The 12,943-nt window shown below is 62.5% G+C and carries 12 protein-coding genes; 5 read left to right on the forward strand and 7 right to left on the reverse strand.

The genetic code is table 11. The annotated features are described in order from the left end of the window. Positions 1–9 precede the first annotated feature (9 nt). Genes rfbF through AB4Z46_RS03810 form a run of 3 tightly spaced genes read left to right on the forward strand, consistent with a single transcriptional unit; the run spans position 10 to position 1,929 of the window. The gene (gene rfbF / locus AB4Z46_RS03800) at positions 10–780 is read left to right on the forward strand and encodes a glucose-1-phosphate cytidylyltransferase (RefSeq protein ID WP_442282143.1); all 771 of its coding nucleotides are present in this window, start codon (positions 10–12) and stop codon (positions 778–780) included. After that, a complete protein-coding gene (locus AB4Z46_RS03805) occupies positions 770–1,525 on the forward strand; it encodes a class I SAM-dependent methyltransferase (RefSeq protein WP_442282144.1) in 756 nt (251 codons plus the stop codon). The genes rfbF and AB4Z46_RS03805 overlap by 11 nt, the downstream gene beginning before the upstream one ends. Further along, entirely contained in the window at positions 1,522–1,929 is a 408-nt protein-coding gene (locus AB4Z46_RS03810; protein ID WP_442282145.1) for a GtrA family protein, read from the forward strand. The genes AB4Z46_RS03805 and AB4Z46_RS03810 overlap by 4 nt, the downstream gene beginning before the upstream one ends. 231 nt (positions 1,930–2,160) lie before the next feature. Here the strand turns inward: AB4Z46_RS03810 and AB4Z46_RS03815 are convergent, their stop codons facing one another. The 7 genes from AB4Z46_RS03815 to AB4Z46_RS03845 form a co-directional block, all read right to left on the reverse strand. Further along, a complete protein-coding gene (locus tag AB4Z46_RS03815; RefSeq protein ID WP_442282146.1) occupies positions 2,161–3,621 on the reverse strand; it encodes a glucosyltransferase domain-containing protein in 1,461 nt (486 codons plus the stop codon). 674 nt (positions 3,622–4,295) lie between these two features. Next, the gene (locus AB4Z46_RS03820; RefSeq protein ID WP_442282147.1) at positions 4,296–5,528 is read right to left on the reverse strand and encodes a glycosyltransferase family protein; all 1,233 of its coding nucleotides are present in this window, start codon (positions 5,526–5,528) and stop codon (positions 4,296–4,298) included. 3 nt (positions 5,529–5,531) lie between these two features. After that, positions 5,532–7,133, reverse strand: a complete 1,602-nt coding sequence (locus AB4Z46_RS03825; RefSeq protein ID WP_442282148.1) for a glycosyltransferase family 4 protein — start codon at positions 7,131–7,133, stop codon at positions 5,532–5,534. Positions 7,134–7,144: 11 nt separating this feature from the next. Beyond that, positions 7,145–8,179, reverse strand: coding sequence for a glycosyltransferase (locus AB4Z46_RS03830; protein WP_442282149.1), 1,035 nt, complete (start codon positions 8,177–8,179; stop codon positions 7,145–7,147). Between the two features lie 35 nt (positions 8,180–8,214). Continuing rightward, entirely contained in the window at positions 8,215–9,366 is a 1,152-nt protein-coding gene (locus tag AB4Z46_RS03835; protein WP_442282150.1) for a glycosyltransferase family 2 protein, read from the reverse strand. Beyond that, positions 9,363–10,466, reverse strand: a complete 1,104-nt coding sequence (locus tag AB4Z46_RS03840; RefSeq protein WP_442282151.1) for a DegT/DnrJ/EryC1/StrS family aminotransferase — start codon at positions 10,464–10,466, stop codon at positions 9,363–9,365. Before AB4Z46_RS03840 ends, AB4Z46_RS03835 begins: the two co-directional genes overlap by 4 nt. 45 nt (positions 10,467–10,511) lie before the next feature. Further along, positions 10,512–11,159 (reverse strand): NeuD/PglB/VioB family sugar acetyltransferase, encoded by a 648-nt coding sequence (locus tag AB4Z46_RS03845; protein ID WP_442282152.1) that lies wholly within the window; start codon positions 11,157–11,159, stop codon positions 10,512–10,514. A gap of 232 nt (positions 11,160–11,391) precedes the next feature. Between AB4Z46_RS03845 and rfbC the strand changes: the two genes are divergently transcribed. Both rfbC and galE read left to right on the forward strand, forming a co-directional pair. Next, a complete protein-coding gene (gene rfbC / locus AB4Z46_RS03850) occupies positions 11,392–11,943 on the forward strand; it encodes a dTDP-4-dehydrorhamnose 3,5-epimerase (protein WP_442282153.1) in 552 nt (183 codons plus the stop codon). Next, complete coding sequence (gene galE, locus AB4Z46_RS03855; protein WP_442282154.1) at positions 11,940–12,938, forward strand: UDP-glucose 4-epimerase GalE; 999 nt, start codon at positions 11,940–11,942, stop codon at positions 12,936–12,938. Before rfbC ends, galE begins: the two co-directional genes overlap by 4 nt. Positions 12,939–12,943: the final 5 nt, after the last annotated feature.

Consider the following 12,943-nt stretch of genomic DNA (forward strand, 5'->3'; position numbering starts at 1 on the left):
AGAAAGACAATGAAAGCAGTCATCCTTGCGGGTGGCCTTGGCACCCGCATAGCCGAGGAATCCGACACCAAGCCCAAGCCCATGGTCGAGGTCGGCGGCCGTCCTTTGCTGTGGCACATCATGAAGATCTACGCGCATCATGGCGTGAAGGACTTCGTGATCTGCCTTGGCTACAAGGGATACGTCATCAAGGAGTTCTTCGTCAACTACTATCGACACATGTCGGACATGCGTATCGACCTTCGCAACGGCGACACGCAAATACTCGACAGCCAAGCCGAAGACTGGCGCATTACGTTGGTCGACACCGGCGCTTCGACGCAGACCGGCGGCCGCCTCAAGCGTGCAGCGAAGTATCTCGACAATGAGACCTTCTGCCTCACTTACGGCGACGGCCTGTCCAATGTCGACATCGGCGCGGAGATTGCATTCCATCGCGAGCATGGCAAGCTCGCTACCGTGCTCGCGGTGCAGCCGCCCGGCCGCTTCGGCGTGCTGAACATCGATGGCGCGCACCAAGTCACTTCGTTCGAAGAGAAGCCCAGCGACGAGATCGGCTGGATCAACGGCGGCTTCTTCATCCTGGAGCCGGGGGCCATCGACTACGTGGCCGACGACACGACATCCTTTGAGCGTGCGCCCCTGATGAACCTGGCGCGTGACGGACAACTCAAGGCCTGGCAGCATCACGGCTTCTGGCAGCCCTGCGACACCCTCCGCGACAAGCGCGAACTCGAGCAACTCTGGACTGCTCAGCAGGCGCCCTGGTATGTCTGGTAGCGATTTTCCTGGCGAAACGACGGGCAAGAAGTCTGCGCCCGGCGCGGCGGGCGTGCAGCCTGACAAGATCGACTTCGACGACTATTCGGCCAACTACGATCAACTGCTGCGCGAGAGCACGAAGCTCTATGCAGACGACTCGGAGTACTTTGCGAAGTACAAGGTTGACCTGATTCGCGATGCGGCCGCCGGAGCGCGCACCCCTGTGCGCCGCGTCCTCGAGTACGGATGTGGCACAGGCCGCAACATTGGATACCTGTGCGCCGCTTTTCCGGAGGCTGAGGTGGTTGGCACAGACGTCTCGATCGAGAGCTTGCGCATCGCGCGAACCAGCCACCGCAAGCAGCGATTCGAAGTCGAGCAGGCCGGCCTGGAGTTGGGTCGCTTCGATCTGATCTTCGTCGCGAGCGTGTTCCACCACATTCCGCCAGCTGTGCGCGCCGAGGTGATGTCGACCCTGGCGGATCGGCTGACGCCGGGCGGCTCGATCGAGGTTTTTGAACACAATCCTTTCAACCCGGTCACGCGTCGCATCGTGAACACCTGCCCTTTCGACGCCGATGCGATCTTGCTCAAGCCGGCCGAACTGCGGAGTCTCTTCGCCAGCGCCGGCCTGCATCGACAACGACAAACTTACTGTCTCTTCGTGCCGCCGCGCCTCAAATGGCTCTTGCCACTGGAGCGATTCTTGGGCTGGCTGCCGCTGGGAGGTCAGTACTGGATCAGCGCGGGCCGGTCGCCATGATGCAACTGCTCCGCTACGGTGTCGTTGGGGCCCTGAACAGCGGAATAGGCTATGCCGTCATCTTTGTGTGCATGGGCGTGTTCGGCTGGCGCCCAGTGACCAGCAACATCGCTGGCTATGCGGTGGGCATCGTGATTTCTTTCGTGCTCAATCGCAATTTCACCTTTCGCAGCATCGGTGCTGCGGGCGGCGAATTGAGGCGGTTCCTGCTGATCTTCGCGCTGGCATACCTGGCCAATCTCGCCGTTCTTCTGGTCATGGTTCATTGGGTCGAGATGGCGGCCGGATGGGCACAGGTGGTCGCAGGTGTGGTCTATTTCGTCCTGTCCTTCGTGCTCAGCAAGTACTACGTGTTTGCCGATCGCTCCCAGCAACGGGGCGGCCGTCGGCCAGATCGTGCCTAGTCGTCTGCAGGAAGTTGCCGTCTCGCACCGGGCCACGGAGCTCAGTCGAGTTCACCTGCCACCAGTCTGACCTGTCGATGCATCTTTGATTGCAGCGTAGCTTCTTTTGCGGCCGAATCGGCTTCGACTTGCATGCATTGCCGACTGCACGGGTGCCTCCTGCAATGCTGCGTCACGTCGAAGTCAACTGAAAATAAGATTTTCAGGGCGGACTATTTGTCGCGAAGCAAACTAGCTTTTCAGGCAAATAATTGCCATGTCATCGACAACGGCTACCGACTCAGCGTCGGGCCACGGTTGCTTGGTTTTGCAATAATCATTTCCAAAATCTGCCTTGGAGCCCGTTGCACTTTTAAAGTCCAACCCAGAAATTTCTGACAGCAGGGGTACTTTGCTGTATTCCACCAAAAATGCCGAAACGTTCATGTCGCCTCCCGTTGTTCGCAGCCTGGTGGTATAGGGCCATGGCCAAGAACCTTTGCTGATATGGATAAACTTGACTTTTCTATAATCTGGATGCAGTTCAAGGCGTGCGATCATCCGATTTGCCATCAGCGTATCCCATTGATTGATTCTTTGTTGATCGGTCAATATTTGATTGCTCAAAAAAACAAATCCTACCAAGATCATTGCTCTCGCAATTAATAATGTCGATTTTGCGAGGCGATGCTCCGAGGTTTTCGTACAAGAATCGGCCAAAAGAAAAACAAACCCGATGATGACAGACACATGCGAGACTACCCTGGGAACTGGCCACCAAATCGCAAAGGGCAAAATGACTCCAAATGAAATCGGGATCAGCAGCAGTAAAGCAAAAATTCCAACCGAAAGGCTGCGTACGGAATTCTTCGCAACGCTTCCTCTGAGCAAATGCCAAAATATTTTCGACAAAGACAGTACAAGCATTGCTGCAACAAGAAACTTCAATTTCCCGGAAAAAACTGGCTCGGAACGCCAATATATATCGAAAAATGACGATGATGCCTGATTCCAGCGATTGGGGATCTCGTCAATCCTCAATGTCCTTGACATGCTTAGGCCGGAGCTGATCCCCGATAATTTGGTCAGCCAATTTGTTGTGGCGAAAATAAGAATGGCAATGGAGCTTGTAAAGAAAAGTGTTGTCGCTCGCTGGCGAGATATGTTGTTGGCAGCCGATGAGTGGCCGCCGTTGATATTCGAAATTTGTCCGAATGCAAATGCGAATATAATGGCAACTGCGAAGTAATTGATGAAAACCTGATAGGTAAACAGCATGGCAACGGTGGCAGCGAGCGAAGCTGCTCTTGCGCGCCAAGTTGCGGGGCGCAACAATGTCATTTCCAATGCCACAATGGAAAATAACAAAGCTACGCTGTAAAAAGGCAAGGCTACCTTGAAGGTGAATATTTCCGCCAGATAGGGATGCGCGGCAATTATGGCCCCGACAATGCCTGCTGTCGGCAATTTTTCCAGTCCAACAAATCGGATAAGGGATAGCAGAAATGCTGCTTGCAGAAATAAGGCTGCAATTCCCGTGGAAAAATACAGATCCGAGATATTGACGTCAATAGTTTTGATGAACCAGACGATGGCCGCCGTGATGTAGCGGCCCTGGGAGAAAAACAACCCAAAATCTGTGGCCCCATCAGCCGAGGCAAAGACGTAGTCATCAATTGCATAGCCGGGAAAGACGACAAGTCCTCTGGCCATTGCGACAGTAGCGAGAATAATTAGAAAGAGCCGAGTGTTTGGTCTGTCAATGTCATTCAATTTATTTGACAATAAATGCATTTATTCGTGGCTCGTGTTGATTGTTTCAATTGATGCTGCGGCACTGCTGTTCGCTGCGACTATGTCTTTCTAGCAGTTTATCCCATTGGCCGACCGTTTCCGGCCGCGCGCCGCGAGTTCAAGAGAGTTCGGCGCATACAATCACATCACGCCTACGCGATGCTGCGGGCGTTTCCCGGCGCAGCATCTACGACAACAGCCCACCCCGCATTGCGGTGGCAAGGAACGCTGCGACAAGGAGCGCGACGTCCACGCGCACGCATCGAAAGAAGCTCGGTGGCCCGTGTGCGACTCAGTTGTCACTCCGTTCGAAACAAAGTCAACGTACCAGTACATCGGATAATTGAAAAACCGCTTGGAAGCGCTTCCGACTGGAATTGACGCTAAAGCCGAGTTCGCCGAACCTCCAGATTTTTTTCGATGCAGCGCGGGCCCCCGCGGGGCTAAGTAGGCGCTATGCGAAAAGTCGTCGAAGTCGAGAATGTGGCAAAGGAAATCGGCCAAGAACTCAATCGATTTCGCAATGCACGGCCTCCGCCGCATATGCGCTTGCGACCGCCGATCGCTTGACGAAGGCGCGCATGAAGCGCCGGCTAGCGAGGCCTTGCAGCCAGCGCCAGCATGGTGCCGGCGAGACGGGTGGGCGAAAGGCGCGCGAGTGCCTTGGCCCGGCCCTTGTCCGCGATCTCCTGCGCGGATGCGGGCGCCGCGAGCAATCGCTCCAGCGCGAATGCGAGTTCGTGAAAGTTCCGGTAGGTGACCAGTTCTTCCCCGTCGATGAACTCTGCCTCCAGGACTTCGTCGGTGGAGGCCACCACCAATGCGCCGGCCGAGAAGGCGGCCATGGCCCTTTCACGGCCGCCTGTCCTGTGTGCGATCGGGCACACGACGGCCTTCGACTCGGCCATGGTGTCCAGGAGATCGGCGAAGCTGGTGCTGCCGATGAACCGCGAATTCGGACCCGCCGCAAACTCGGCCTGCAGCTTCGCGTCCCCCACGATCGTGAGTGGCAGGTGCCGAGTCGCATCGAGCAGCATGCGTTGCCGCTGCGCGGCCACGTGGTCGACGACCGACGACAACAGGAACCTCAGGTCCGGATGCTTGAGGTCGGCCGCGATGCCGGTTTCCTGGAGCGCGATGAGCGTCTGCACCCAGGGGTCGATGTCGAGGTCCGTCGATGCGCGATCCGCAACGCTGTCGAAAATCTCGCGGAACACGCGACTCTTGTAGCCATGGGCGCCGTCGTGGCGCCCCCGCATCTGTTCGGGGCGCAAGTCGGCCAGCGGCAGGAGGATGTCGATCGGACGGTCGGCCAGCGGTTTGGGCTCACTTCGGACCGAGGTCGGGAAGGCGATGCCGGGCACTGTCCGAACAGACCCCATCCCGGCGAGTCGCGCCAGGTAGGCATAGCCATAGTCCGTGACCATCAGCTTTCGTATGGGACCGACGGAGTCGATCTGATGCCTCATGTCCTCATGGATCGGGCAATCGTCCACCAGGTCGAGCAGCGGCTTCCCGTAGTGCTCGAAGGCCGGCGTCAGGTAGCCGGGGGTGGCCGAGGTCAAGAGCAGCTCCGACCCGAAACCGTTGAAACACACGAAGAACTTGCAGTCCGGGTCCGCCAGGGCGGCCGAGACTTGCCGGACATCCTTCTTGTACTCGAAGGTGCGCGTCGTGAATCCCAGCGATCCGAAGGCCGCCGCGAGTTCTTCCGCGAAGACGGCGCTGCGCGATCGGTCGACCGGATCGGCCGTCGTCAGGATCACGGCATAGCCCGCGATGGCGACCGGACTGGACGCGTCCGGCAGGGAGTGGGTGGTTTCCATGGGCTAGGGCTTGCGTGCGACGCGCTTCGCGACGCGGGACAGCCCGGCGCGCAGCTTTCTCGCAAAGGGGGAACGAAGGACCGTGATCACGTGTTTCTCGAGCCGCGGCATGGGGGCCGCCGCGGGCAGACCGAGGTCGCGCGCGAGGTGTTCATGGGCATCGACCAGGGCGTCGTGGCGCGCCTGCGCGGCCTGGAGCTGGCGCGCGCTTTCGGCTTGGTGGGCGACGAAACCGCGATCGAGCTTCTGATACTCGAGCAGCAGGTTGTCATGTCGGCGCTCGGTGTCGGCAAGGCCCTCGGTCGCACCCCTGACCTCCATGACCAGCGCGTCGCGGATGCGCTGCAGGCCATGCAGATCGGCACTCAGGCGCTTGTTGGCATTGAGCAGCGGCGTGAGCCCACCGTCCATCGCGCTGAGCGAAGCCGCGGGACGGATCACCAGCGCCTCGGCGGCCAGGAGTTCGTTGGTGATGAGTCGGCATCGGGCCCAGAGTTGACGGTCCGTATCGAACACTTCGATGAACTTCTTCCAGTTGGCGTAGGCCATGCGGTACAGGCGCTCGGGATCTTCGATCAGCTCGCGGATCCGTTGGATCGTGCGTTCGACGTCGAAGTCGAGCAGGACGATGTCCACGTTGTCCTCGAATGCAACGTTCATTCCGAGCGGGTCGCTGATGCAGTTGAGCACGCCCCTGAAGCCGGCCTCCATGCAGGCACCGGTCGGGAATCCGTCGAATGCCCCGCTGTCGTCGTTGGTCGGCCGGTTGACCGACAGGATCAGGTCCATGGTCGGGTAGAAGTCGGCGAAGAAGCCGTTGGGCTGTTTGCCGTGAAAGGTGATCCGGCCTTCCGCCGAGCCCAGCGGCAGCTGGTCGGGGGTGTAGTCCCCGACCACATGAAAGCGCAAGTGAGGGTGCAGCGGTGCGAGCGCCTGCGCGACGGCGATGAAGGGGTCGTAGCCCTTCTTGCGCGTGTCGTCGCCGTAGCGGTGCGCGACGAAGCAGATGTCGATGGTCGGCTTGTGCTCAGGGTAGCGGCGCTTGTCGCGCAGGAAGTCGAAGTCGTTGCGCGTGTCGTAGACCCCGCCGTAGACGAACTCGATCTTCGATGGCGCGCAGCCGATCTTGTCGATCAGATAGTCTCTCGACAGGTTCTGCGTGACGATGATCTTCCGGCACAACTCAGAGGCGCACAGCGCCTTCAACTTCTCGTCGCTCTCGGCGACGTTCGCTTCGAAGCCTCCGCCCGGGTAGAGCTGCAGCACGAAGGGGATCTGCCGCTCCTGGAGGTGCGGAAACACCTGCCACGCGTTGTTCAGGAACGTGACGTAGGCGAGCCGGGCGACGATGCGGTCCAGCGCCGTGCGGTGCACGACCTTCGGCTTGATCTGGTCCGGCAACCCGCTGTTGGCCAGGACCTCTTGGAGACTGCCGTTGGAAGCCCAGCCGTGCCAGCCTTCGGTGCAAACGAGCCGGGACGAGTCGAAATATGACAGGTAGTGCGAATATTCGAGGGTGCGGAACGGCGAAAAGTCGGCCGGTACGATCTCGTCGACGATCAGCAGAGTGCAGAACTCGGGCGTCGTTGCGGAAGCTTGTTGCATGGCTCTTCCGGTCAAAGCGCGGCGACCTTGGCGAAGACCGCGGCGTAGGCCTCGATCATCCGCTGGCGATCGAAATGCTGCAGCGCGTGCTCTCGCGCGGCGCGCTTCTGCGTCTCGAGCGACTCGGGCTCCTGCTGCCATCCCACAAGCAGCGCATGAATGCGCTCGACGTCGGTGGGGTGGGCGAGAAAGCCGTTGCTACCCTCGCGAATCAGTTCAGGAACGCCGCCCACGGGGGCTGCAATGACGGGGAGGCCGCAGCCGTTCGCTTCCATGACGATCACGGGCCTGCCATCGAATTTCGACGGCAGGACGAGGGCATCCAGCTGATGCAGGGCATCTCGGGAATGTTCGATGAAGCCGTGATACGTCAAGCGAGACACGATGTCACTGCTCGCAACGCGCTCCTTGACCGCTGCTGCGTCGCCGCCAGCGCCGAACATCTCGAAGGCGAGTTCCGGGTTCAGGCGGCCCAGCTTCTCGGCCAGGTCGATGAACCCCATCGGGTTCTTCTCGGCGGACATTCGGCCGACGTAGCCGACCTTGAGCGCGCTCGACGCCGTTCGCCTGCCCCCCGGCGCAAACTCCTGCAGATCGATGCCGCTGTGCACGATTTCGACCCGCGGATCCGGCTTGGCCGACGATCGCTTGACGAAGTCGCTCATGAAGTCGCTTTCGACGATCACGGCGTCGATGCATCGCTCGTACAGGAAATGATTGAGCGTGTGGCCGAACTCGTTGTACAGGATGTCGGCGATCCGCAGTTCCGGCCGCCGTTCCTTCCAGTAGGGCAACAGGTGGTAGAGACCGGCCGCTCCGACCTGCAGAATCAGGTCGACCCCTTTGGCGGCGATGAAATCATGGATTCGCTCGAAGCGCTGGGTTTCATTGGCGGCCGACAGGTCGATCAGATCGTCGGTCGCCTGGAAGTCGGCCAGTGCGTCCTTCTGGTAGGTGGCGGATCCGTCGTCGCAGAACGCGACAGTGATCTCTGCACCGCCGGCCCTGAGGGCCCGGAAGATCTCGACGGAGAGCGCGCCCTTCACCAGGAAGGGGAGCAGGGCGAGGATTCTGGGCGCTTTCATTTCGTGAGGCTCCGGACCAGTCGCGACCAGGCGCGACGCGGGATCGCGGCAAGCCTGCGGCCCAGGGGGCCAATCGCTGCGTCGAGGGCTCGGTACTGTCGCTCCCAGTTCTCGCTTTGCGTGCGAAAGTACTCCCTTGCCTCGATGTAGGCCTTGATGTCGTTGAGGAGTTTCTCGACCAATTGGTAGGCTTCGGTGCTCGGGCCCATGAAGGTCAGGGTGCGTTGGCCGACGGCGGCGAGTTCCGGATGCGCCGTCGGGTCGGCAAGCAACGCCTTGAAGTGCGGGAAGTCGCCCATCGAGGGCGATTGCATCAGCATGCCGACCAGGCGGTGCGCCTGTATTGGCGGCAGTGCGCTGAGCGATGGATGACGGCCCACCCAGGCCACCATGCGGTTGATCGACGGCAGAAGAGCGCGGGCCTCCGCGAGCGGGACGAGGTTGCGCAGCGTGGCGTAGCTCATCTCCAGCAGCGTGCCGGTGGGGTCGGCGTGCGTCACTCCTCTGGCGTGCAGCCGGATGAAGGTGAGGCGTTGGGGTACCACGGCGAAGCGGCAGCCTTGCTGGAGGGCCCGGGTCCACAGTTCGTAGTCCGGTGCGCGCACCATGGCAGGGTCGTCCAGGCCAATCCGCCTGTGCGCAGAGGCCCGCACCATCGTGGAGGACCTGCACAGGTGGTTGGCACCGATCCACGTATCGACGAGGTTCAGGTCGTGTGGCTGGTTGACGATCTCCTCGAGCGCGCGGGCCGACGCGTGCCGCGCGTCGTTTTCGTCATGGAACGCGACATAGGTGCCGATGACGTCGAGCCGCGGGTCTTCGCTGGCGAGCCGCAACTGGATCTCGGCCTTGCGTGGGTCGATCCAGTCGTCCGCATCCAGGTTGACCAGCCACTCGCCGCGCGCTTCCTGGACGGCGCGGTTGTAGCTGGCCGCGCCGCCGAGGTTCTTCTCGTTGATGAACAACCGGATGCGCGGATCCGCGATGGCCGACACGACGGCGACCGAACCGTCGGACGATCGGTCGTCGACGACCACGATCTCGAAGTCCTGCACCGTCTGGTCGAGGATGCTCTGGAGGGTCTTGCCGATGTACCTTTCGTAGTTGTACGAGAGGACGATGTACGAAAGAAGCGGGGCCTTGCTCATTGCAGACAACCGGCGACGCGATCCAGATCGGCCTGCGAAAGCCCGTCGTGGAATGGCAATCCGATGACGCGCGGCGCCAGGGCGTCGGTCACTCGCAGGTCCGCTCTCGGCACGTCGGCGAAGGCCGGATGCCGATGGCACCCCAGGCCCCACCACCGGCGCCATTCGACCTTTGCTTCGTCGAGGCGCTGCGTGGTCGCCTCGACCTGGTCGGCCGGCACGATCGCGTTCAAGGTCATCGTCACCCAGCCGCTTCCGGCACCGCGCTGCAAGACCGCGGATTTGCCTTCCAGCCGGCAGGCGTACGCCGTCGTCAGGTCGCGCAGGGCCTGGACGTGGGCCGGCAACCCATCCATCACGGCCAGCCCCACGGCCGCCGCATACTCGGAAATGCGGTAGTTGCCTCCGCGCAGCGAAGACACGCGCTCGGCGCCGAGGAAGCCGAAGCCCGTCATGGCCGTTGCGCGCGCCGCGAAGTCGGGGTCCGCGCAGAAGATCGCGCCGCCCTCGCCGATCCCGAGGACCTTGGTTGCATGCAGGCTGACGCAGACCGGCTGGTGGCCGATGCCCGAGAGCGAGGTCACCGCCGCCGCGGCGTCGAACACGACCGGGACGCCGTGCCGTTCCTCGAAGGCCGCCCACGCTGCGAGGTCCGGCGGCGCCCCGAATGCGCTGACGACCAGCACCGCGGCCACCGGGCCGGGCACCGAATCGAGTGCCGCCGCGGCGATCTCGGGCGTGAGCGCCAGGGAGTTGGGATCCGTTTCGAGCAGATACGGCGTCAGGCCTGCATTGCACACGGCGTGCGCGCTGGCGATGAAGGTGAAGGCCGGCATCAGGCAGTGTCCGCCGCCGGGCCTGGCGCGCAGCCGCAAGGCGAGCTCGATCGCGGTCGTTCCGTTGGAGGTCAGGGTCGTGTGGCTGCCGCCGACCAGGTCACCGAGGCGCTGCGTGAACTCGCGCGTGAGCGGGCCGTAGTTGCTGTACGTGCGCGCCGAATCGATGCGCTCCAGATAGGGCATGAGCTTGGCCGCCGCCGGCAGTCTGGGCAGGAGGACCTTGATGGCCGGCAGTGGCGCGCGCGTGTCTTGATTGGGCATGGCTGGAGTGCTTGGAGCAGAGGGGCGATCGGAAACTGTCGAGAGTCAGCTGAGCAGGGGTGGGGCGGAGGCGCCGGCGTTGCCGCGGCGAATGGGGCGGGCCGGAACTCCCACGACCGTCGATCCGGGCTCGACGTCGCGGATGACCACGGCGCCGGCGCCCACCGTCGCCCAGGCGCCGATCACGACGCCCGGCGCCACCGAGACGCCCACGCCGAGGTTGGCGCCTTCCTGGACCCTGACGCGCCCGGCCAGCGACACCGACGGCCCGAGGTTGCAGAAGTCGCCCAGTACGCAGTCGTGCGCGATCGTGCAGCCGGGATTGATCAGGGCATGGGCACCCACCGCGACCTCGGTCGTGATGCTGGCGGGCCCGATGATCATGGCCCCCTCGCCGATCGACACCCAGGGGCCGATTGTGGCTGCCGGGTGGAGCACCGTCGCGAAAATGGCGCCTTCACCCAACGATGACGCCGCGCGCTGGCGAGTGCGGCCATCTCCGACCGCCAGTACGAAGCGCGCCGCAGGGTCCCGCATTGCGTCCAGGCTAGCCGCATGCACCGGCACCCCACGGATGTCCGAGGCTGCAAACCCGGGGTCGACGATGAAGCAGGACACGCGCTCCTGGGTCGCCAGCAGCGTGGCCAGCACTTCTCGACCCAGCCCGCCGGCGCCATAAATATGAACAGTCATCGCCAACGCCGCGGTAAATCAAGGATCCAGGGGGCGCCGCATCGCGGCAATCGAGGGAGGTGCATGGCTCTGGCCAGGGGGCGTTTGGTGCCGTCCGAACGCTGGATGATAAGCCGTCGCAGCCGGCCGCCCCATGCGTGACAAAATCGCGGTCCCGCCATGTTTATGCGGATTGTAATATTTGCTTACTTAAAGTCGGCTTAGCTTCGACCACTTCCCGAGACGGCCTGCCATGAAGATCACGCCCACAGAAATCCCCGACGTCCTCGTCATCGAGCCCAAGGTGTTTGGAGATGCCAGAGGCTTCTTTTTCGAGAGCTTCAACGAGCAGGCGTTCCATCGGGAGACCGGCGCCCAGGTTGCGTTCAGGCAGGACAACCACTCGCGCTCGGCCAAGGGGGTGTTGCGAGGGCTCCACTACCAGGTGAAGCAGCCTCAAGGCAAGCTGGTTCGCGTCGTGCGCGGCGCGGTGTTCGACGTCGTGGTCGACATCCGCCAGGGCTCCCCGACCTTCGGCAAGTGGGTCGGCGTCGAACTGACGGAGGAGAACCATCTGCAGGTGTGGGTGCCGCCCGGCCTGGCGCATGGTTTCCTGGTCGTCAGCGAGATGGCGGACGTCCTCTACAAGGCCACCGACTATTACGCGCCCGAGCACGAGCGCAGCATCGCCTGGAACGACCCGGCCATCGGCGTCCGGTGGCCGCTGGATGGCGCCCCCCTGCTTTCCGCCAAGGACGCTGTTGCGCCGACGATGGCCGACGGCCTTCGGCGCGACGCCGCATGATTCTCGTCACCGGCGGTGCCGGGTACATCGGTTCCCACATCTGCGCCGAGCTGGCGCGGGTGGGGCGCGACTTCGTGATCCTGGACAACCTGTCCAACAGCTCGATGGATGCCGTGGACCGGTTGCAGCAGCTGGTTGGCCGCGCCGTGCCCTTCCACGCGGGCGACGTGAGGGACACCGCGTTGCTCGACCGCATCTTCACCGAGCATGCCGTCTCATCGGTGATTCATCTCGCCGGGCTGAAGTCGGTGGCCGAATCGGTCGCCAATCCGATCGACTACTTCGACAACAACGTCGCGGGCACGGTCCGGCTGTTGGCGGCCATGCGCCGGGCCGATTGCAAGACACTGGTGTTTTCCTCGTCCGCCACCGTGTACGGTGCCGCGGCAACGATGCCGGTCACCGAGGACGCGCCCTGCATGGCGGTCAGTCCCTATGGCCGCACCAAGCTGATGGTCGAGGAGATGCTGTCCGATCTCCATGCCTCCGACCCGGCCTGGCGCATCGCCCGGCTGCGCTACTTCAATCCCGCAGGGGCCCACGAGAGCGGACTGATCGGTGAGAGCCCGCGTGGCACGCCCAACAACCTGATGCCCTACCTGGCGCAGGTGGCGAGCGGCGAGCGATCCGCCTTGACGGTGTTCGGAGGCGACTACCCGACGCCCGACGGCACCGGCGTGCGCGACTACATCCATGTGGTGGATCTGGCGGAGGGCCATGTGGCAGCGCTGGACTTCCTCGCGGACAACCCGCAGGACGTCGTCTTGAACCTCGGCACCGGCAGCGGCACCTCAGTGCTCGAGATGATTGCCGCCTTCGCCAAGGCGAGCGCGAGGTCCGTGCCTTTCGAGATCGCCGCCCGACGGCCTGGTGACGTCGCGACCTGCTTTGCCGACGTCGGCCGCGCCAGGCGCATCCTGGGCTGGACGGCCACGCGAGACCTCGACCAGATGTGCCGCGACGCCTGGCGATGGCAACTTGTTCGCAAGGGCTGAACCGG

This window comes from Variovorax sp. M-6 (genome assembly GCF_052114385.1).
Lineage (GTDB): Bacteria > Pseudomonadota > Gammaproteobacteria > Burkholderiales > Burkholderiaceae_C > Variovorax.

What these genes read in the sequence shown, in the direction of transcription:
- AB4Z46_RS03835 (WP_442282150.1), bottom strand. Translation starts at nt 9,366, where the DNA reads ATGAGCAAGGCCCCGCTTCTTTCGTACATCGTCCTCTCGTACAACTAC.
- galE (WP_442282154.1), top strand. Translation starts at nt 11,940, where the DNA reads ATGATTCTCGTCACCGGCGGTGCCGGGTACATCGGTTCCCACATCTGC.
- AB4Z46_RS03810 (WP_442282145.1), top strand. Translation starts at nt 1,522, where the DNA reads ATGATGCAACTGCTCCGCTACGGTGTCGTTGGGGCCCTGAACAGCGGA.
- AB4Z46_RS03840 (WP_442282151.1), bottom strand. Translation starts at nt 10,466, where the DNA reads ATGCCCAATCAAGACACGCGCGCGCCACTGCCGGCCATCAAGGTCCTC.
- AB4Z46_RS03825 (WP_442282148.1), bottom strand. Translation starts at nt 7,133, where the DNA reads ATGCAACAAGCTTCCGCAACGACGCCCGAGTTCTGCACTCTGCTGATC.
- rfbC (WP_442282153.1), top strand. Translation starts at nt 11,392, where the DNA reads ATGAAGATCACGCCCACAGAAATCCCCGACGTCCTCGTCATCGAGCCC.
- AB4Z46_RS03815 (WP_442282146.1), bottom strand. Translation starts at nt 3,621, where the DNA reads ATGGCCAGAGGACTTGTCGTCTTTCCCGGCTATGCAATTGATGACTAC.
- AB4Z46_RS03845 (WP_442282152.1), bottom strand. Translation starts at nt 11,159, where the DNA reads ATGACTGTTCATATTTATGGCGCCGGCGGGCTGGGTCGAGAAGTGCTG.
- AB4Z46_RS03805 (WP_442282144.1), top strand. Translation starts at nt 770, where the DNA reads ATGTCTGGTAGCGATTTTCCTGGCGAAACGACGGGCAAGAAGTCTGCG.
- rfbF (WP_442282143.1), top strand. Translation starts at nt 10, where the DNA reads ATGAAAGCAGTCATCCTTGCGGGTGGCCTTGGCACCCGCATAGCCGAG.
- AB4Z46_RS03820 (WP_442282147.1), bottom strand. Translation starts at nt 5,528, where the DNA reads ATGGAAACCACCCACTCCCTGCCGGACGCGTCCAGTCCGGTCGCCATC.